The organism is Rhodococcus sp. P4_F3_2 (assembly GCF_056401335.1).
On the sequence record NZ_JBFUJN010000029.1, the window covers coordinates 20182 to 39725 of the forward strand.

General features: G+C 63.0%; 23 protein-coding genes. 6 read left to right on the plus strand and 17 right to left on the minus strand.

Going from position 1 to position 19544, the window contains the following annotated elements; all coding sequences use genetic code 11:
* Nucleotides 1-14: 14 nt before the first annotated feature.
* The gene (locus AC1DWA_RS25515; RefSeq protein ID WP_477846882.1) at nucleotides 15-440 is read left to right on the plus strand and encodes a nitroreductase/quinone reductase family protein; all 426 of its coding nucleotides are present in this window, start codon (nucleotides 15-17) and stop codon (nucleotides 438-440) included.
* A gap of 60 nt (nucleotides 441-500) precedes the next feature.
* Here the strand turns inward: AC1DWA_RS25515 and AC1DWA_RS25520 are convergent, their stop codons facing one another.
* The 4 genes from AC1DWA_RS25520 to hisI all read right to left on the minus strand — a co-directional run bounded on the left by AC1DWA_RS25520 (nucleotide 501) and on the right by hisI (nucleotide 2259).
* Nucleotides 501-887 carry a DUF2784 domain-containing protein gene (locus AC1DWA_RS25520; protein WP_020907994.1) on the minus strand — a complete coding sequence of 129 codons (387 nt, stop codon included), beginning with the start codon at nucleotides 885-887 and terminating at the stop codon, nucleotides 501-503.
* 73 nt (nucleotides 888-960) lie between these two features.
* On the minus strand, nucleotides 961-1587 hold the full coding sequence (locus AC1DWA_RS25525) for an SRPBCC family protein (RefSeq protein ID WP_020907995.1): 627 nt from the start codon (nucleotides 1585-1587) through the stop codon (nucleotides 961-963).
* 24 nt (nucleotides 1588-1611) lie between these two features.
* Nucleotides 1612-1905, minus strand: a complete 294-nt coding sequence (locus tag AC1DWA_RS25530; protein ID WP_019748768.1) for a DUF1905 domain-containing protein — start codon at nucleotides 1903-1905, stop codon at nucleotides 1612-1614.
* A gap of 6 nt (nucleotides 1906-1911) precedes the next feature.
* Complete coding sequence (gene hisI, locus AC1DWA_RS25535) at nucleotides 1912-2259, minus strand: phosphoribosyl-AMP cyclohydrolase (protein WP_003942390.1); 348 nt, start codon at nucleotides 2257-2259, stop codon at nucleotides 1912-1914.
* 101 nt (nucleotides 2260-2360) lie between these two features.
* Between hisI and AC1DWA_RS25540 the strand changes: the two genes are divergently transcribed.
* The gene (locus AC1DWA_RS25540; protein ID WP_477846883.1) at nucleotides 2361-2882 is read left to right on the plus strand and encodes a universal stress protein; all 522 of its coding nucleotides are present in this window, start codon (nucleotides 2361-2363) and stop codon (nucleotides 2880-2882) included.
* Between the two features lie 21 nt (nucleotides 2883-2903).
* Here AC1DWA_RS25540 and AC1DWA_RS25545 read toward each other — a convergent pair whose 3' ends face one another.
* Nucleotides 2904-4385 carry a flavin-containing monooxygenase gene (locus AC1DWA_RS25545; protein WP_020907997.1) on the minus strand — a complete coding sequence of 494 codons (1482 nt, stop codon included), beginning with the start codon at nucleotides 4383-4385 and terminating at the stop codon, nucleotides 2904-2906.
* A gap of 118 nt (nucleotides 4386-4503) precedes the next feature.
* Between AC1DWA_RS25545 and AC1DWA_RS25550 the strand changes: the two genes are divergently transcribed.
* Nucleotides 4504-5121 carry a TetR/AcrR family transcriptional regulator gene (locus tag AC1DWA_RS25550; RefSeq protein ID WP_029255504.1) on the plus strand — a complete coding sequence of 206 codons (618 nt, stop codon included), beginning with the start codon at nucleotides 4504-4506 and terminating at the stop codon, nucleotides 5119-5121.
* On the opposite strand, the gene hisF is transcribed toward AC1DWA_RS25550, so the two are convergent.
* The 11 genes from hisF to AC1DWA_RS25605 form a co-directional block, all read right to left on the minus strand.
* Complete coding sequence (hisF, locus tag AC1DWA_RS25555; RefSeq protein ID WP_003942380.1) at nucleotides 5118-5891, minus strand: imidazole glycerol phosphate synthase subunit HisF; 774 nt, start codon at nucleotides 5889-5891, stop codon at nucleotides 5118-5120. The two genes, AC1DWA_RS25550 and hisF, sit on opposite strands and share 4 nt — an antisense overlap.
* Nucleotides 5888-6721, minus strand: coding sequence for an inositol monophosphatase family protein (locus AC1DWA_RS25560; RefSeq protein WP_021333657.1), 834 nt, complete (start codon nucleotides 6719-6721; stop codon nucleotides 5888-5890). The genes hisF and AC1DWA_RS25560 overlap by 4 nt, the downstream gene beginning before the upstream one ends.
* 9 nt (nucleotides 6722-6730) lie before the next feature.
* On the minus strand, nucleotides 6731-7465 hold the full coding sequence (gene priA / locus AC1DWA_RS25565; RefSeq protein WP_003942371.1) for a bifunctional 1-(5-phosphoribosyl)-5-((5-phosphoribosylamino)methylideneamino)imidazole-4-carboxamide isomerase/phosphoribosylanthranilate isomerase PriA: 735 nt from the start codon (nucleotides 7463-7465) through the stop codon (nucleotides 6731-6733).
* 19 nt (nucleotides 7466-7484) lie between these two features.
* Nucleotides 7485-7736: a hypothetical protein gene (locus tag AC1DWA_RS25570; protein ID WP_019748773.1), complete on the minus strand. Its 252-nt coding sequence runs from the start codon at nucleotides 7734-7736 to the stop codon at nucleotides 7485-7487.
* Entirely contained in the window at nucleotides 7733-8368 is a 636-nt protein-coding gene (hisH, locus tag AC1DWA_RS25575; RefSeq protein WP_003942389.1) for an imidazole glycerol phosphate synthase subunit HisH, read from the minus strand. Before hisH ends, AC1DWA_RS25570 begins: the two co-directional genes overlap by 4 nt.
* 9 nt (nucleotides 8369-8377) lie before the next feature.
* Nucleotides 8378-9499, minus strand: a complete 1122-nt coding sequence (locus tag AC1DWA_RS25580; protein ID WP_477847082.1) for an MFS transporter — start codon at nucleotides 9497-9499, stop codon at nucleotides 8378-8380.
* A 92-nt stretch (nucleotides 9500-9591) separates the two neighbouring features.
* Nucleotides 9592-9741, minus strand: coding sequence for a hypothetical protein (locus tag AC1DWA_RS25585; protein WP_007732248.1), 150 nt, complete (start codon nucleotides 9739-9741; stop codon nucleotides 9592-9594).
* On the minus strand, nucleotides 9738-10352 hold the full coding sequence (gene hisB / locus AC1DWA_RS25590) for an imidazoleglycerol-phosphate dehydratase HisB (RefSeq protein WP_003942383.1): 615 nt from the start codon (nucleotides 10350-10352) through the stop codon (nucleotides 9738-9740). The genes AC1DWA_RS25585 and hisB overlap by 4 nt, the downstream gene beginning before the upstream one ends.
* Nucleotides 10349-11491, minus strand: coding sequence for a histidinol-phosphate transaminase (locus AC1DWA_RS25595; RefSeq protein ID WP_019748776.1), 1143 nt, complete (start codon nucleotides 11489-11491; stop codon nucleotides 10349-10351). The genes hisB and AC1DWA_RS25595 overlap by 4 nt, the downstream gene beginning before the upstream one ends.
* The gene (gene hisD, locus AC1DWA_RS25600) at nucleotides 11488-12810 is read right to left on the minus strand and encodes a histidinol dehydrogenase (RefSeq protein ID WP_020908000.1); all 1323 of its coding nucleotides are present in this window, start codon (nucleotides 12808-12810) and stop codon (nucleotides 11488-11490) included. Before hisD ends, AC1DWA_RS25595 begins: the two co-directional genes overlap by 4 nt.
* Nucleotides 12811-12962: 152 nt before the next feature.
* Nucleotides 12963-13508 carry a hypothetical protein gene (locus AC1DWA_RS25605; RefSeq protein ID WP_477917185.1) on the minus strand — a complete coding sequence of 182 codons (546 nt, stop codon included), beginning with the start codon at nucleotides 13506-13508 and terminating at the stop codon, nucleotides 12963-12965.
* Nucleotides 13509-13563: 55 nt separating this feature from the next.
* On the opposite strand from AC1DWA_RS25605, the gene AC1DWA_RS25610 reads away from it, so the two are divergent.
* The 3 genes from AC1DWA_RS25610 to AC1DWA_RS25620 all read left to right on the plus strand — a co-directional run bounded on the left by AC1DWA_RS25610 (nucleotide 13564) and on the right by AC1DWA_RS25620 (nucleotide 18723).
* Nucleotides 13564-16833, plus strand: coding sequence for an arabinosyltransferase domain-containing protein (locus AC1DWA_RS25610; protein WP_477917187.1), 3270 nt, complete (start codon nucleotides 13564-13566; stop codon nucleotides 16831-16833).
* A gap of 140 nt (nucleotides 16834-16973) precedes the next feature.
* Nucleotides 16974-18227: a glycoside hydrolase family 1 protein gene (locus tag AC1DWA_RS25615; protein ID WP_477847084.1), complete on the plus strand. Its 1254-nt coding sequence runs from the start codon at nucleotides 16974-16976 to the stop codon at nucleotides 18225-18227.
* A 46-nt stretch (nucleotides 18228-18273) separates the two neighbouring features.
* Nucleotides 18274-18723, plus strand: coding sequence for a DUF8021 domain-containing protein (locus tag AC1DWA_RS25620; protein WP_003942394.1), 450 nt, complete (start codon nucleotides 18274-18276; stop codon nucleotides 18721-18723).
* On the opposite strand, the gene AC1DWA_RS25625 is transcribed toward AC1DWA_RS25620, so the two are convergent.
* Nucleotides 18701-19504, minus strand: a complete 804-nt coding sequence (locus tag AC1DWA_RS25625; protein WP_133727455.1) for an AraC family transcriptional regulator — start codon at nucleotides 19502-19504, stop codon at nucleotides 18701-18703. The two genes, AC1DWA_RS25620 and AC1DWA_RS25625, sit on opposite strands and share 23 nt — an antisense overlap.
* Nucleotides 19505-19544: the final 40 nt, after the last annotated feature.

Here is a 19544-nt window from a genome sequence, read left to right on the forward strand (position 1 = left end):
ACCGGGAGACAACGATGAGTACCGACGATTGGAACGCAGGAATCATTGCGGAGTTTCGGGAGAACGAGGGCAAGGTAGGTGGCCCCTTCGAAGGTGCGCCCATGGTGTTGGTCCACCACACAGGACGCAAATCCGGACGCGATTTCGTGAGTCCCATGATGTATCTGGCAGACGAGCAGGATCCGAAGACCATCTACGTTTTTGCATCCAAGGCCGGTGCCCCGACCAATCCCGACTGGTACTACAACCTCGTTGCCACCGACCAGGCAGAGGTCGAGATCGGCACCGAAACATACCCGGTCTCCGTCAGCGAAGTAACCGGCGAGAAGCGTGACCGCATCTACGACGAGCAGGCCAGTCGATACCCGGGATTAGCCGAATACGCGGAGAAGACAGCTGGGATCCGCACAATTCCGGTGGTGGCACTGACTCGCGCGTAAATCCTGATCGCGCCTCCCCGCCGTTTCCATCCGGAAACGGCAGGGATCGTTTGTACGGAATCACGACACTGAAGACGCTTTGACCTCAGCCTTCGAATGCCGTCCGAGCAGCACGTATCCGACCCAGGATCCGACAACCACTGTCGCCGCSAGCGCCTGTACCAGGCCTTCGATACTCGCCGGATAGAACACGCCGGTGATGTAGTGCGAGATGAATCCGGTGGACGGCAACTCCGCGATACCGGCCATTCGGCGGGCCCAGTTCTCGAGATTGGTCAGCGGGCAGTCATATCCGACCGCTATCGAACCGGCTCCCCAGACGACTGCAAGAAGGTGGAAACCGATGGTACGACGCCACTTCCACGCCACGAACCCACCCAGCACCACATAGAGGACAAACGCGAAGTGGACGAACACCGTCACTACTTCGATGAGCCGATACACCATCGTCGTCTCCGCTCGTGGCGCGGAAGTCCCGCAACAACCAGACTAATCCGATGTTAGTCCTCGTAGAGGTGATCTACCCGGTGTATGCAGCGGTCGTGCGAGCAGCGGCGGCTGCAGCCGCATCCGGGTCGTCGCCCGATGCGATCGCAGCTTCGGCCCACAGTTCACTGCTTCCCGCGATGAATGCCTTGGCCTCGTCGCTCGCCGACCACTCGGGTGTCTCGAGTGGCGTCGCGATCCCCAGTTCCACGTGTCGAGCCAGCCCGAGCAGTCCCATGTCCCACCCGACACCGACGGCACCTGGACCGTACTCGCCCCACCGATCCGGCTCGACGTCCGCGGCGTGTTCGAAGTCGAACAGCGTTGCACCACTGCCTTTTTCGGCGAGATTCACGGTCACGTAGCTCACATCGCCGCCGTATTCCCAGGTGATGCGAAGTGTTCGAGGAGCATCGCACGCCAAAATTTCGCCGCCGGCGTTGCCCTCGAGCTGATAGTGGCCGCCGATCCTGGCTTCTCCCCCGACCGGCATGAACCATTGGGGAATGCGGTCGAACTCGGTGATCGCCGCCCAGACCGTGCCGATGGGCGCCGCGAGGGTCCGCGACATGCGCAACGTGCGTGTTTTCGACTCGTCACCGCCGAACGGGCTCAGCTCTCGCGCTACCACCTGCAACGAATCAACCGCTCTGTCGACCACGACGCTCCTTGGTTCGGGAAAACTTCAGCTCAGTCGCTGCTGTAGATGTACCGATACTTCTTCTCCAGCGGCACTCTTGCCGATCGCCTTGCAGAGCGCCACGCGCAGCGGAAGCCAGTGTGGACCGTCACCGGACGGCATCAGCGTCGCCTCGAAGGGATGTTCACCATCGAGAGTCCCGACCACCTTCACAGCGCGCCTGGTTCCCAGAAGTTCCGCCGAACCAGGCACCGTCAGAAATGTCGCAAACGCCCCGTCTTTCTCGATGGGAGCGGTGAAGGCGTAATCGAGCGGTTGTGGAGTCTTGTCAGCGGCCATCTCGTGTCACTGTTCCGCAGCGAGTAGGACGTCGGTGTCGAAACAGGTGTGAGTGCCGGTGTGGCACGCGGCGCCCTCCTGATCGACGATCAGCAAGACCGAATCGCCGTCACAGTCGAGTCGCACTTCGTGGACGTACTGGGTGTGCCCCGACGTCTCACCCTTGACCCAGTACTGCTGGCGCGAGCGCGAATAGTACGTCCCCTTACGGGTTTCCAGTGTTCGCGCGAGCGCTTCGTCGTCCATCCACGCGACCATCAGCACATCACCGGTCGACTTCTCCTGCGCAACCGCGCTGAACAGTCCGGCGTCGTTTCGCTTCAGCTTCGCCGCGATTGCGGGATCAAGACTCATATGACGTTTATACCTTCCACCTGTGACTTCCGTGGAATTCCCCTGCTTGGTCGCCGTAGAATGGAAGTTTCTTCGCTTCTCGCTCTGGAAGAGGATCCGACATGAACCATCAACGTCATGACGGCCCACACCCGGAGTACACCTGCCACCTCGTGAACGCGAGCACCGATCGCGTCCCGACCCGCCACATCGTTGTCGGGATCGGCACAGGCCTGAGCGGCAAGAATGTCGTCAGCTACGGATTGACGCTTGCCGCCAAGGAGGATTCAGCACTCCACGTCGTTCACTGCATCACGTCCGAGGACTTGCCTGTCGAAACCGACTCACCACAGTTCGAAACGCGTCTGCACGACGAGATGGTGTCGCAACGCGAACAGACAACCTCGACACTTGCCTCGCACACGGACACCTGGACATACGACTGCACCTACGGCGACCCGGCCGGTGTCATCCTCGCGACCGCGGACAAGTACGACGCCTTCACCATCGTGATCGGCTCACCGCGAAAAGGCGCTGCCTCCGCGGTGAGCCAACTGATACACAGCTCGGTCTTTTCCCGACTGAACCGGCAGAACCGCTATCCCGTGATATCGGTTCCGAGCGGAGTCAGATCGGCGAGATAGCCGAACACGGGGCATGCCCGCCTAGCTGATCGAATAATCCTCGAGCGGAAAGCGTTTCGCTTCGACAAACGCATTGCGTGTAGACGTGGGCCGCAGGATCGCCGCCTCCCCGTGCTGATTGAAGTAGTAGCTCCGCGAAGTCTGGCAACTGCCGCCGTAGAAGACGGAGTCCGCCAGGTTCGCCGTCATCCGGTCCAGGAACTCGGCGTTGGCGGTTTCGGTGACCTCGAACGTCTCCGCGCCACGCCGCTTCACCTCGCCGAACAGTCGATCCATGTGCTGCATCTGGGATTCGATAGTCGTGAAGTAGGACAACCCGCTGTACGAGTACGGACTGGCGAGCGTGAGGAAATTGGGGAAGTAGGGAACCGCGACCCCCTCATAGGCCTGGAAACGGTTGTCGCGCCACCACTTACCGAGGTTTCGGCCCTCACGGCCGATAACCTCGATGGCCGGAAAGTTCACATCCCAGAGGTTGAATCCCGTTGCCAGCACCAGCGTGTCGATCTCGGTCTTGCGGCCGTCGGCCGTGACGATTCCGTCGGCAGCAATGTGGTCGATCGACGTGGTTTCGAGGTGCACGTTGTCTTTGGTGAAGGTACGGAAATAGCTGTTCGAGAACGTGGGTCGCTTGCACCCGAAGTCGTAGTCCGGTGTGAGTTGCTTGCGGAGATGCGCGTCACGGACCTGCGACCGCAGAAACGCTCGTGATGCGGCTGCAGCGCCCTTGTTCAACAGTTTGACCTGCTTGTAATGCAGGACCGCGCTGACCATGATCATTTCGAGTATCGACGAACTGACAGCGCGGGCGATTCGCTGGGTGAGCGGAATGCGCGAGAACAGCTTCTGCACTGCGCTCGGAATGGGGACGTCGATCTTGGGAACGACCCAGATCGGGGTGCGTTGGTAGACGGTCAACTCTGCGGCCTGCCGCGCCACCTCTGGGATCAACTGCACGGCGGTGGCGCCGGTTCCGATGATTGCAGTCTTGGTGCCCGACAAGTCGTAGGAATCGTCCCAGGCGGTGGTGTGGATGATCTTGCCCGCAAATTCGTCGATACCGGAGATGTCCGGTCGATGAGGCTGCGAGAGGAAACCCGTCGCAGTCAGGAGGTACTTGGCAGTGATGTCCGGTGCCCCCTCCACGGATACGACCCAGTGCGAGGAATCTTCGTCCCAGCGGGCTCCGTTGACCACGGCACCGAACGTCATGTGCTTCCGCAGGTCGTACTTGTCCGCGACATGATCGGCGTACTTCTTGAGTTCGGCACCCGGTGCGAAGAGCCTGGACCAGTTCGGATTGGGCTCGAACGAATACGAGTAGGTGACCGACGCGATGTCGACAGCCAAACCGGGATAGCGGTTGACGTGCCAGGTTCCACCCAGATCGTCCTCACGCTCGAGGATCGCCAGGTTGTCCAGGCCCATCCGCTTGAGTTGAATGGCCGCACCCATTCCGCCGAAGCCCGCCCCCACCACTACTGCGTCGTACTGCACTGCCATCGGAGAATCCCTCTCATGAACTGCACACCCATGAACCACGCACCCGTGAACTGCACATCAGAAACTGACACGTCATTCCGTTATTGAGAACGGTATCATTCCAGACGTGACGAAGGCCATGACCCGAGCGGAACGAAAAAAAGCGGAATTGCGCCGCGAGATCATCGACGCATCATTCGAGTGCTTCGCGGAACGCGGCTACCACGCGACCGGAATTGCCGATATCGCAACAACTCTCGGAATCGGTCACGGCACGTTCTACCGATACTTCGAGAACAAGCGCGACATCATCGACCACGTCATCGACGATCTGATCGCAAAGATCATCAGCGCACTCGCCGTCGAAAATGCCCCTGACGCAGCAAATACGTTGGACGAGTACCGCGCCCAGGTCGGTCGCATCGCCGAAGCGCTCCCCCGCATCTTCTTCGACGACCCGCGCATTCCGCGGGTTCTGCTCTTCGAGACGACAGGCGTCGACGCCGATCTCACTGGCCGGATGCTCGATCTACTCGACCAGTCGGCATCGTTGACCGCGGCGTACCTGCATCACGGAGTCGAATGCGGCTATCTACGCGCCGACCTCGACGTCGACAACACTGCGCAGGCCGTCAACGGCATGATGCTGGCAAGTGCGATTCAAGGATTGCGAGCCGATTCGTCCGTCGACTGCACCACGCTGAACCAAGCCATCAGCCGCCTCATGTTCGACGGAATCCGCGCCGAGAACGCCTAGCGAACGACGATTCCCTCGGCACGCATCGCATCCTTGACCTCCGGGATGCTCAGATCGCCGAAGTGGAAGACACTCGCTGCGAGAACTGCGTCTGCGCCCGCTTCGACTGCCGGGGCAAAGTGCTCGACCAGGCCGGCACCGCCACTGGCGATCACCGGTACGTGGACTGCTGCCCGGACAGCGCGGATCATCAGAAGGTCGAAGCCCGCTTTGGTGCCGTCGGCGTCCATGGAGTTGAGCAGGATCTCCCCCACTCCCAACTCGGCACCACGCTCGGCCCACTCGACAGCGTCGATGCCCGTGCCGCGCTTGCCCCCGTGCGTGGTGACCTCCCACCCCGACGGTGTGTCCGGCTGCCCCTGGGGAACGGTGCGGGCGTCGACCGAGAGGACGATGCACTGCGAGCCGAAACGCTCACTCAGTTCCTTGAGCAGTTCCGGGCGCGCAATCGCCGCGGTATTGACGCTGACCTTGTCGGCACCGGCACGCAGCAGACGATCGACGTCCGCGACCGTGCGCACTCCACCGCCGACGGTCAGAGGAATGAAAACCTGCTCGGCAGTACGACTTACGACRTCGAGCATCGTGCCACGATCCGACGTGGAGGCGGTGACGTCCAGGAAGGTCAGTTCGTCGGCGCCCTGAGCGTCGTACGCTGCCGCGAGTTCCACCGGATCTCCGGCGTCGCGAAGATTCTCGAAGTTGACACCCTTGACCACTCGTCCGGCGTCGACGTCGAGGCACGGAATCACACGAACTGCGAGGGTCATGACTGTGGTCCTCCTGAGGACGAAGCGCGCGGATCACCGAGCGCGTTGAGGATATCGAGAATCTCACCGTGGATGCCCGGGGCGGCAGCGAGCACCGACTCCGATTCTACGGTCCACGGGTTGCCGGCCAGATCGGTGACCACCCCACCCGCACCGCGAACGAGAGCGACCCCGGCCGCGTTGTCCCACGCGTTGCGGCCGTAGACGATCGCTCCGCCCAGGATGCCGGCCGCCGTGAAAGCGAGATCGACTCCGGTGGAGCCGTGTATCCGGATCCGCGAGGACACTTTGCTGATCTCGGCGAGGAGGTCGAGACGGAAACTGCCGGGGATCCGGCCGCGACTGTTGACGTTGAGGGCACCCAATCCGACGATCGACGACGCCAGATCGGTTGGCTCCAGCGGCGGTACGGCGATTCCGTTGACCAACAACGGACCGCCGGCACGAGTGGCGTACGTGTGACCGATCAACGGAAGCCAGGTCAATCCGAGCACCGGGACACCATCGTCGAGAAGCGCCAACAGTGTTCCGGCAGTAGGCAATCCGGCCGAATAGTTGAAAGTACCGTCGACGGGGTCGAGAACCCAGACGAGCCCCGAACCGACGTCTGGGCCGCCGAATTCCTCGCCGTGCACCTCGATGCCGGTCTGCTCGAACAACTCCGCGGTCAACCGCTTCTCGAGCGCAAGATCGACCTCGGTGGCAAAATCACCCCAGCCCTTGCGGACCGCACTCGGGGCGCCGACACCGGCGACGAACTGATCGTGGACGCCATCGAGAAGCCGACCCGCAATCGCGAGAAGTTCGTCGAGGTCACGCGTCGGAGTCATCTGGAAAATCTATCCGGAAACTGCTGCCAGCGCTTCGGGGAGAGTGAAGCGACCGGCATACAGCGCCTTGCCCACGATCGCGCCCTCGACACCCTGATCAACCAGGCTGGAAATGGCGAGCAGATCCTCGATGGTCGACACACCACCGGAGGCGACGACGTGAGCGTCGGTGACAGCGCAGACCTGACTGAGAAGTTCGAGGTTGGGACCGGTGAGTGTGCCGTCTTTGGAGACGTCGGTGACGACGTAACGGGTGCAGCCGTCGCGATCGAGACGGGCCAGGGTCTCCCACAGATCGCCGCCGTCGGTGACCCAGCCGCGCCCACGGGTGCGGTACTGGCCGTCGACCAGACGAACGTCGAGTCCGACGGCGATCTTGTCGCCGTACTTGGCCAATGCACGGGCACACCACTCGGGATCTTCGATAGCGGCGGTTCCGAGATTGACGCGGGCACAGCCGGTGGCCAGTGCAGCTTCCAGGGAAGCGTCGTCGCGGATTCCTCCGGAGAGTTCCACCTTGACCGTCAGGTCGCCGATGACGCCTGCCAGCAGTTCACTGTTGGACCCACGCCCGAAAGCGGCGTCGAGGTCGACAAGATGCACCCATTCGGCACCGTCGTTCTGCCACGCAAGAGCAGCGTCGCGGGGCGACCCGTAACCGGTCTCACTTCCCGCCTCTCCTTGCACGAGGCGAACAGCTTCACCGTTGACAACATCTACAGCAGGCAAAAGGACCAGGCTCACGTGCGGTAACCCTAGTAGGTCAGGACCTCGAACCGTCTTCCGGGTCACCGAACGCTTTTCGGGTCATCCGCTTGGATACGACGCCCATTGCCGCGATCGCAGCAACGACCCCCACGAGACCGATCGCGAGACCGACACCCGGCGAGGGTTTGAGCACGACGATGACGACGGTGGCGACCGCCAACGCAGCCACAGCGGCGCCGAGCGAGAACAACGCCAGACGAGCGAGGGAAAAGTCGTCGCCACGGTTCGGGCCGGAACTCCCGGTCACAAACTCTGCACCCAGTTGCTCAGCAACTCGGCGCCTGCGTCGCCGGATTTCTCGGGGTGGAACTGCGTTGCCGACAACGCACCGTTCTCGACGGCAGCGAGGAACTTTCCGCCGTGATCTGCCCACGTCAGCTTCGGAGGTGCGATGTGCTCGGACGGCGCGAGTTCCCAACTCTGCACACCGTACGAGTGAACGAAGTAGAAGCGGGTGTCGGCGTCGATACCCTTGAACAGCGTGCTCGACTCCGGAGCCTCCACGGTGTTCCAGCCCATGTGCGGCAAAACCTCTGCTTGCAGCCTCTCGACGGTGCCAGGCCATTCGCCGCAGCCCTCCGCCTCGACACCGAATTCGACTCCCCTGTCGAACAGAATCTGCATGCCGACGCAGATACCCAGCACCGGTCGGCCACCGGCCAAGCGTCTACCGATGATTCGGTCACCCTGCACTGCGCGCAGACCTTCCATGCAGGCCGCGAACGCACCGACGCCGGGCACCACCAGACCGTCGGCCGCCAATGCAACCTTCATATCGTTGGTCACCTCCACCTGCGCCCCGGTGCGCGCCAGTGCGCGAGTAGCCGAATGCAGGTTGCCGGAGCCGTAATCGAGTACAGCAATCGTGGAAGCGCTCATGCCCCAACTCTATCGGGCAACCCTGCTGCCGATCACTTTGCCGCCCGCGGCCAGTGCCGGGAGCAGAGCGACAACGACCGCGGAGACCGCGAAGACCCACGCATAGCCGGCAGTCGTGGCCACGAATCCCAACGCCAGTGCACCGATTCCGGTGCCGGCGTCGTAGCCGATGTTCCAGATCGCGCTGGCGGATCCGAGTTGCCTCGGGCCGGCAGCCTGAAACGCCATGACCAAGGATTCGTTCTGCACCGCCCCGAACCCGAGCCCGAAAAGGACCGCCGCGCAGAACAAGACCGGCGTCGACCCGCCGTCGACGTTGATCGCGAACAGCACCAATCCGATGGTCGACGACGCCAATGCCGGCGCGAGTGTCCGACCACTGCCGAGACGATCGGCGATCAGGCCCGCCGAGTACCGGCCGATCAACATCGATCCACTGGCGGTCGCCAACACCACACCTGCAACGGCCGCGCGCTCCGAAATTGCGATCGGCAGTAGAGACGACAGCCCGCCGAACGACGCGGACACACACGCCAGAGCGAGCACCGGGACCAAGACGACGAACACACTCAACCGGGCGGATTCGCCGGTGGGCTGGGCGAAGATCTTCGGCAACCCGGCAATGGCCACCAGCGCGAGTGCCGGGATCAGCGCACCGAGAACGAACACCGGTGTTGCCGACCACCGTTCCATGATCGCAAGCCCCAGCGGAAGCCCCGCCATTTGTGACGCTGCGATCGCGATTCCCTGAGCGCCGGTGGCACGGCCCAGAATTCGTTTGGGCGCCAACTCCGCCACGAGCGCACTGCCGGCAACAGTCAGCATGCCGAAACCGATTCCTCGCACCGCGGAAACCGCCAGGACGGGGCCGGCGTCGGCCGAGATCAACAGCACCAACGACGGTGGACCGAGGAGCAGACATCCGACCGCCAGCACGCGCCGGTAGCCCTGCGTCCGCAACAACCGAGGCACGAGCAGTTGCGTCACGACCGTGGCCGCCATGAAGACACCGGTCACCGATCCGGCAAGCGCATCCGGTCCGCCGGAATGCGCAACCAGCAACGGCACCACCGGCAACAGCAACGACCAGCCACCGAAAGCTGCCGCCGCCATGATCAGGACACCGATCATGCCCGGAGTGCGAAGCAACCCCGGCCATGGAGCAGGATCTTGCGTCTCAGACACAGTCACTTTTTGCGTCTCAGACACAGTCACTTTTCGCGTCACAGACGCAGTGCGCCCGCTACCGCCGCCAGAACCGCCAACGCCAGAAGGATTCCCGACGCAAGCTTGTTGACCTTGAACATCGAGTAGGCGCCGCCCACGGCAATACCCGCGCCGATGAACAGCAGGTAGGTGAAGAGGACGCTCACAGTGTGCCCTTCGTCGACGGCACGCCACTCACGCGCGGATCCGGCTCGACCGCCTCACGCAGAGCGCGCGCAACGGCCTTGTACTCGGCTTCGGTGATGTGATGCTGATCGCGGCCGTACAGAACCCGAACGTGCAGTGCGATACGTGCATTCAATGCGATCGACTCGAACACGTGGCGGTTGATCACCGCGTGATACGGAACACCCGGGTACCCGCCGATGACGGAATGCACCATGTAGTCGGGCTCACCGGTGTGCACGCAGTAAGGGCGACCGGAGACATCGACCGACGCGTGCGCCAACGTTTCGTCCATCGGGATGAAAGCGTCGCCGAAACGACGGATGCCCTTCTTGTCGCCGAGTGCCTGGCCGAGCGCCTGGCCGAAAACGATCGCGGTGTCCTCGACGGTGTGGTGGGCGTCGATCTCGACGTCACCCTTCGCCTTGACGTCGAGATCGAAGCTGGCGTGCGTACCCAAGGCATTGAGCATGTGGTCGAAGAACGGAACGCCGGTGGAGACGTCGACGATGCCGGTCCCGTCCAGATTCAGTTCGACGACGATGCTTGATTCCCGAGTTGTTCGTTCGATCCGCGCGATGCGATCGCTCATGCCGTCTCTCCTGAATTCGTGTCGACCAGCTGGGTGCCTGCGATTTCGTCACTGGCCTTGATGAACGCGTCGTTCTCGGCTTCGAGTCCCACGGTGGCCCGCAGATATCCGGGGATGCCGATGTCGCGGATGAGAACCCCGCGGTCGAGGTATTCCTTCCACGCCTGTGCGCTGTCGGTGAACTGACCGAACAAGATGAAGTTCGCGTCACTGGGAATCACTCGGAAACCGGTGTCCGCCAGTGCCTTCGACACCCGATCACGCTCGGCGGACAAGGCGTGGACACTGCCGAGGGTCTCGTCGGCGTGACGCAGGGCGGCACGTGCCGCCGCTTGCGTGACCACCGAGAGGTGATAGGGCAAGCGCACCAACAACAGTGCGTCGATGAACGCGGGAGCGGCGGCGAGATAGCCGAGTCGGCCACCGGCAAACGCGAAAGCCTTGCTCATGGTGCGGGTCACAACCAGCTTGGCCGGGAACTCGTCGATCAGCGTCATCGCGCTGGGGGCAGCGGAGAACTCCGCGTACGCCTCGTCGACGATCACGATGCCCGGCGCCACGTCGAGGATGCGTCGTAGTTCCGCAATACCGACGCTGTGTCCGGTCGGGTTGTTGGGACTGGTCACGAACACGACGTCCGGTCGACGTTCCTCGATCACTGTGACGGCAGCATCCACGTCGAGTGCGAAGTCGTCCCGACGGAAGACCTCGACCCACTCGGTATCGGTACCGTCGGCGATGATCGGGTGCATCGAATACGAGGGAACAAAACCCATCGCGCTACGTCCCGGACCTGCGAATGCCTGCAACAGCTGCTGCAGAATCTCGTTCGATCCGTTTGCCGCCCACAGATTGTCGACGGTGACCGGTACACCCGTCTGCTTCGACAGGTACGCCGCCAGATCCGTCCGCAACGCGACAGCGTCACGGTCGGGGTAGCGGTGCAGTTCCTTCGCGGCTTCGCGCACGGATTCGGCGACATCGTCGATGAGCGCCTGCGTCGGCGGATGCGGGTTCTCGTTCGTGTTGAGCTGAACCGGCACCGTCAATTGCGGTGCGCCGTATGCCGACTTTCCACGCAGGTTCTCGCGAATCGGAAGGGCGTCGACCGTAATCGATTCTCCAGGAGCACTACTCATCGCAGAGCCTCGAATCGTAGACGCACAGCCTCGCCGTGAGCGGGCAGGTCCTCCGCATTGGCGAGCGTGATGACGTGTCCGGCAACGTCTTTCAGAGCCGACTCGGAGTAGTCGATCACGTGGATCCCACGCAAGAAGGTCTGCACGCTCAGACCGGAGGAGTGACGTGCACACCCGGCCGTCGGCAGAACGTGGTTGGAGCCGGCGCAGTAGTCGCCGAGGCTGACCGGCGCCCATGGGCCGACGAACACGGCACCAGCGCTGGTGACCTGAGCTGCGACACCGGTTGCGTCCTCGGTCTGAATCTCGAGGTGCTCGGCCGCATAAGCGTTGACGACGCGCAGACCAGCGGAAACATCAGAAACCAGTACCGTGCCCGACTGGCTGCCGGTCAGTGCCGTGGTGACGCGTTCGCGGTGCTTGGTGATCTCGAGCTGCGCAGCCAGAGCCTTGTCGACGGCGTCGGCCAATTCGACGCTGGTCGTGACAAGAACGCTGGCGGCCATCACGTCGTGCTCGGCCTGACTGATGAGGTCGGCGGCAACGTGGACCGGGTCAGCGGTGTGGTCGGCGAGGATCGCGATCTCGGTGGGACCGGCTTCTGCGTCGATGCCGACCAGTCCGCGGCACAGACGCTTGGCCGCAGTGACGTAGATGTTGCCGGGACCGGTGATGAGGTCGACCGGGACAAGCTCGGTTCCATCGGTGTCGGTTCCGCCGTAGGTAAGGAGGGCGACGCCCTGCCCGCCGCCGACGGCCCACACCTCGTCGACGCCGAGCATGGCTGCGGCGGCAAGAATGGTCGGGTGCGGCAATCCGCCGAAGTCGGCTTGGGGCGGCGAGGCGACAACAAGCGACCCGACGCCGGCCGTCTGAGCCGGCACGACGTTCATGACAACGCTCGACGGGTACACGGCATTGCCGCCGGGTACGTACAGCCCGACGCGCTCGACCGGAACCCAACGCTCGGTGACCGTGCCGCCCGGAACGACCTCGGTGACGGTGTCCTTGCGACGCTGATCGGCGTGCACCTTGCGGGTGCGCTCGATCGCAACCTCGAGTGCTTCCTTGACTGCGGGGTCGAGTTCACGAAGTGCGCGCTCGAGCTCGGCTGCGGGTACACGAACCGAAGCCGGACGAACGCCGTCGAACTTCTCGCCGAACTCGAGGGCGGCTTCTGCCCCGCGATCACGAACAGCTTCGACCATCGGGCGAACCTGATGCAGCACCGCGTCCACATCCACTCCACCTCGGGGAAGCGCGGCGCGAAGTTCGGCCGTGGATGGGGTACGACCACGCAGGTCGGTGCGGGCAAGCATGAGAGTTCCTCTCGTACGCAAACGGGGTGCCTGTGCAAGCGGCAGCAAACCGGTCCGGCATTACAGGCCTGAACAACGCGCCTGAAACACAGAACTGATGTCAATTATCCAGGATAGGCGCACCCCATTTTTCACCGGTCCACCTGCGACGCTCACTGCAGGTCCGGCGCCCGCCGCCGGGCGAGTTCGATCAGCTCGTCCCTTCGGTCGGTCGCCACCGAGATTTCGCGTCCGTCGTGCAGACGAAAGCGGACCCCGGCGCCGGGTGACGCGAGAATTACCCGCATACCTGGGCCGGTCATTCGATAACCGATTCCGGAGCCCATCCMGATATGTACTGCAGTTGCAGACACAACTTCGTCCCACCGAAATACCTGACGCAGCCCCGGAGACAGCGCGATCGACACTCGTTCGACGTCTGTGGTGATGATCACGCGCACCTTCCACATGTACGCGGCCAACCCGAAGGACAGGACCGCGGACAACACGGCGCCGACGTAGCCCGCCGGGTCGTGTTCCACGATCGCCGCGAACCCGCAGACAATCACCAGGACAATTCCGAGGACGACGCACAATGCGGCCGTCGAACGCCGCAGAAGTGGGCTCAACGAAATGGACTCGTGAACTTCGTGCACAGCACCCCCGCCTCGATCGCCGACAACCCCCGCACCGCGGAACGGCACCGGGAACACGACCATCCCATTACTCGCGCTTTTATAACAAACACGTCACGCACAGCTAGGGTCCAAAGTCGTGACAGACAGTGACGTGGCCACGACCGCACCTCCGGCCTTGCCGACCCCTCAGCGATCCAGCGGACCGAACCGAGCACGGATCGTTGCGATTGTCGCATCGATCCTCGGCATAGTTTTGTGCGGATCAGTGCCGTTCCTGCCGATCGAGCAGGACACAGCCGTCGTCAACTGGCCGCAGGCCGGGTCGACGACAAGCGTCGAGGCGCCATTGGTCTCGTACACACCGCTGCGCATGGAGGCATCGATTCCGTGCGCGTCGATCAGTGAGTTGGCCGCCACCGGCGGAACACTCGTCTCGACGGCTCCCCCGGGTGCCGCCGATGCGCGCCGCTACGGCTTTGTTGCCACTGTCTCCCCCGAATCCGCCGACGCTCCCGCTCGGGTCGACGTTGTCCTGCGCGATCAAGTGCTGCTCTCGACACCCGTTGCTGATCTGCAAACTGGATGCGCACTCACGCTCGCCGCCGAGCCGACCCGAACCACCTTCAGCGCCACCGGTTCCGAACCGCGCGTCATCGAGGGCGACAGCCGACCACAGGTAGTCGGCGTCTTCAGCGACCTCGATTCGGCATCAGCCGGTTTGAACGTCTCGATCGAGGCGGACTCTCGCTTCACGTCGAGCCCGTCGGTGATCAAGACTCTCGCCATGATTCTCGGGGCACTCACGGCTGTCGTGTCCCTCTTCGCGCTGCACCGCCTCGACAACCGCGACGGCCGGGGCACACGCAAATTTCTGCCCGCCCGATGGTGGAAGTTCACCGTCCTCGACGGCGTCGTCGTCGGAACTCTGGTGCTCTGGCACTTCATCGGCGCTACCACCACCGATGACGGCTACCAGTTCACGATGGCCAGGGCCTCCGAGCAATCGGGCTACATGTCCAACTATTTCCGGTGGTTCGCGGTCCCCGAGACCCCGTTCGGAACGCCGTACTACAACATCCTCGGACTCCTGGCGCACGTCAGCACTGCAAGCCCCTGGGTTCGTCTGCCTGCTCTGTTGGCAGGCATCATCACCTGGCTCGTCATCAGCCGCGAGGTCGCGCCTCGACTGGGAGCCGCAATTCGCGGAAACCGGCTCGCCCTGTGGACCGGCGCGCTTGTCTTCCTCGCGTTCTGGCTTCCGTTCAACAACGGACTGCGCCCCGAACCGATCGTTGCTCTCGGCGTCCTGCTGACGTGGTGCTCGATCGAACGCGCAGTTGCGACGAGACGACTTCTGCCGGTCGCAGTCGCGATTCTGATCGCCGGATTCACCTTGACCGCCGGGCCTTCCGGCCTCATCTGCTTCGCCGCACTGATCGCCGGAATCCGCCCGATCATGCGCATCATCATCGAACGTGCCCGCACCACCGGTTACATCGCGGCCGTCGGGCCACTGCTAGCTGCCGGACTGTCGATCCTCATCCCCGCGTTCGGCGATCAGAGCCTCGCCGCCGTCATCGAGATGCAACGCGTCCACTCGATCTCACCGAACCAGCCCTGGTTCGACGAGTACCTCCGCTACCAATACCTCTTCAACATCTCTGTCGACGGTTCTCTGACTCGCAGATTCGGTGTGTTCGTCATGGTTCTGTGCCTTGGCGTCTGCACCGCGATGATGCTGCGCAAGGGCGGCCGGATTCCCGGTTTGGCCGCCGGTCCGTCACGCCGCGTCGTGGGGCTGACGATCGGCGCACTGCCACTGCTGATGTTCTCGCCGACCAAGTGGACGCACCACTTCGGAATCTTTGCCGGACTCACCGCCGTTCTGGCGATGATGACGGCGGTCGCCGTGGGAACAAAACTCCTGCGCTCGCCGCGCAATCGGGCCCTCTTCGCGGCGGCCGTACTGTTTCTCCTGGCTGTCGCATTCACCGGCAGCAACAGCTATTACTACGTGTCCAGCTACAGCGTTCCGTGGTGGGACAAGCCGGTGTCGATCWGCGGACTCGGCGCGAGCACCGTCCTCCTCGGGCTGACGGTGCTGATGCTCGGCGTCGCCGCGTGGTACTTCTTCCGTGAGCCGTACACCGCCGGGAAGGAACCGTCCGCGAAGCACGCTCGACTGCTTGCCATTTCGCCACTGACGATTGCCGCAGGTGCCATGGTCCTCTTCGAGGTGCTGTCCATGGCCAAGGGCGCGATCACCCAGTACCCGGCCTATTCGGTGGGCCGCGCAAACGTCGACGCCGTTCTCGGCCAACACTGCGGACTCGCCAACGACGTTCTGCTCGAGACCGATCCGAACGCCTCGATGCTGACGCCCCTCTCGGGCAGCGTCGCCACAGCACTCTCCGCCGGTGGGGCTACGGGATTCGATCCGAATGGCGTCGCCTCCGACCTTCGAGCAGACAAGGAAGCCACGGCTACCGGCGGCGCGAACACCGTCGACACCTCCGAGGACACCGCCGGTAACTCGGCCGGAACCGGCGGTGGCGCCGGACAGACCGGAGTCAACGGTAGTTCGGTCGCGTTGCCGTTCGGTCTCGACCCGGCGACAACACCCGTCATGGGTAGTTACGGTCAGCCCTCCCCCGGCACTCTGACCAGCGACTGGTACCAACTCCCCGACGTGGGCGAGAACGCCACACGCGGAGACATCATCTCGATTGCAACCGCTGGTCGTGTTCGGTCGGTCGACAAGGACGGAATCGTCACCTACGGCCAGAACATCGAGGTCGAATACGGAACAGCGCGTGGCGTCGACGATGCCGAAACAGACGCTGTGGAAACACTCGGAAAGATCGCGCCCCTCGACATCGGTCCGGCACCGTCATGGCGGAACCTGCGTGTGCCGCTGGACCAGATTCCCGTCGAAGCCAACAGCATTCGACTTGTCGTCAGCGACTACGACAGCAAGCCCGACCAATGGGTGGCCGTCACCCCGCCGCGGGTTCCGAAGACTCAGAAGCTCAACGACGTCGTCGGTTCACAGGCGCCCGTCATGCTGGATTGGGCTGTCGGACTGGCATTCCCGTGCCAACGCCCCTTCGATCATCGGGTCGGTATCGCCGAGGTCCCCGAGTATCGGATCCTTCCCGACCATTCCGGCGCGCTCGTGACCAGCGCATGGCAGGACCACTACGGCGGTGGACCGTTGGGGTGGATCGATCTGCTCCTGACCGCTCAGACCATTCCGTCGTACCTCGACAACGACTGGGCTCGCGACTGGGGTTCGATCGAGAAGTACACACCGATCGATCCGAGTGCAGTGCCTGCCCAGGTCGACGAAGCGACCGTTCAGCGCTCCGGGACGTGGAATCCGGGATCGATGACCATGGTTTTCTGAGCGGAATTTCTGAGCGGCTGGGTCACTGAGTGACACGGTCCAGTCGCGGGCGGATCGGACGAAACGCCTGCGACTGGACACTTGTATGACTTAGTCTCCCAGGCATGGGAGCCCTGTCACGGTCTGTTACGCCTGCACTCATGGCACTGACGTGCCTGCTCGGGGCGCTCGCCTTTCCCACTCGCGCCTCGGCGGAGGTACCGGATGACTTCCTCTGGGGCGTTGCCACCTCCGGATTCCAATCAGAAGGTTCGTCACCGGACAGCAACTGGTCTCGATACTCCGATTCCGGACGAACCCACGACAAAATCGGTGATTCGGTCGACTTCCGGCATCGCTACGCCGAGGACATCGACCGGGCGGCCGATCTGGGATCGAAGGTTTTCCGATTCGGCGTCGAGTGGGCGCGAGTTCAGCCCGCCGCCGGGATCTGGAACGAGACCGAATTCGCGTACTACGACGACGTGGTGGCTCACATCCGCGCGCGGGGCATGACTCCGATGATCACGCTCGACCACTGGGTGTATCCGGGATGGGTTGTCGATCAAGGCGGCTGGACAAATCCGAAGACGGAAGCCGATTGGCTGGTCAACGCAGAGAAGGTAGTCGAGCGGTACTCCGGAATCGGGGCGCTGTGGATCACGATCAACGAGCCGACTGTGTATGTTCAGCGTGAATTGACCTACGGCGGAATCGCACTCACCCAGGCACCGTCGATGTTCGATTCATTGGTCCGAGCCCACCGGGCGATCTACGACCGCATCCATGTTCTCGATCCCGGTGCCCGCGTGAGCAGTAATTTCTCCTTCATTCCCGGCGTGTCCGAGGCGATCGATTCGGTATTCACGGATCGGGTGCGCGACAAGCTCGACTTTCTCGGGATCGACTACTACTACGGTGTGGCCCTGAACAATCCGACTGCCGCGTACGCCGCACTCGACGAGTTCTACAACGTCACACCACAACCCGAAGGCCTGTACGACGCATTGATGCGGTACTCGGACAAGTATCCGGAACTCCCCCTCTACATCGTCGAGAACGGCATGCCTACCGACAACGGAGCGCCGCGCGCCGACGGTTACACACGCGCGAATCACTTACGCGATCACATCTATTGGATGGAACGCGCCCGAGAAGACGGTGCCGACGTGATCGGCTACAACTACTGGTCCATCACCGACAACTACGAATGGGGTTCGTACCGACCTCGATTCGGCCTCTACACGGTCGATGTTCTCGGCGATCCCACTGCGGCGCGAATCCCGACCGACGGCGTCGACACCTACCGCCGGATCATTCACGAGAACGGCGTCGGGGCCGACTACGTGCCCGTCATGGCCCCGGCTTTCTGCTCGCTCGTCGATCCTCCCCGCAGCTGTACGGCTACTCGATGACGGCCGTTTTCCGAAATTCCTCCACACCTCGTCGTTAGGATGTCCCATGCGAACACTGCGAAATATCGCCGGAACTGCCGCTGCCACGGCTGCCCTGATCCTGGTTGCCGGAGGCGCTGCGACAGCAGCCCCCAACCCGGCCGATTCACCCCGCGAGGCGCAGGCACGTGCCTACATCGACGCCCTGGTCTCCCATGACGTTTCCGATGTTCATTTCGCCCCGGATGCGACGCGCGTCGAAGCCGGACTCAAGACGGGGTTCTCCGGACCACAGATGTCCGCCGACCTCGAAAACGGTATCCAATACCGCGTTATCCAGGGCGTACGAGACCTAGAGATGTCGGAAGCCGGGGACATCGTCTCGACCACCTATCTGCTCGACGCGGGAATCGGTGGCACTCGCCTCATGACCGTGGAGATTCGTGAAACCTTCGAAGTCCGTGACGGTCTCATCCACGACGTCGTCGCCGACATCATCCCGGTGTCTGTGTCGTGACGCGCGCCCGATAGCTACTGGGCGGTGCACCCGAAACTCGGGTGCACATCGCTGCGAAGGCAGCCGGCGTCGAGTATCCGAGTTCAGACGCAACGGCTGTCACACTGGCACCGGCAGAGAGTTTCGGGAGCGCGTGAAGAATGCAGGCACGCTGCATCCACGACGACGCGCTCATCCCCGTTTCCGAGATCAGCAAGCGGTGCAGTGTTCGTTCACTGATGTGGAGTTGCTCGGCCCACCGCGTGGGCGAGTCGTGGATCGACGGGCCGGCGAGATACCGCGTGCACAACGCCCGCAATCCCGGGTGCCGAGGCAGCGGAAGTTCCACAGGCAGGGGCGCAAGATCGCGAAGTTCGTGCAGGATCAGCTGAAATACCGCGGCGCCGCGTCCGTGTGCCGGGAAGTCGTCCTCCACGTTCAACTCGACATCCATGTCGACTGCAGCGACGAGCAGCTCACGCAGGAGCGACGATACTGCGACGACTCGGCACCTGACCGGGAACCACGGCGCTGCGGACGGTTCGATGTAGAGGCTTCGCGTGCTGACGCCGTCCATTGTCACGGCATGAGCGACACCGGCGGGAATCATGACCGCATTGGACGGCAGAACCGTCCACTCACCGTCATTGGTTTCGACGTTCATCGCACCGTTCACAGCGAAGAGAAACTGGGCTCGTCGATGTTCGTGGGCGGCCAACACGTGACCGGGTGGGTAGTCGCTTCCGATTGCGAGAACACCGCGAGGTGAGTGATCGACGTCGTTGATCGAGATGTTGCGCACCGGAGGAACCTACCGAGTCCGTGTCTGATTGACAATGGAA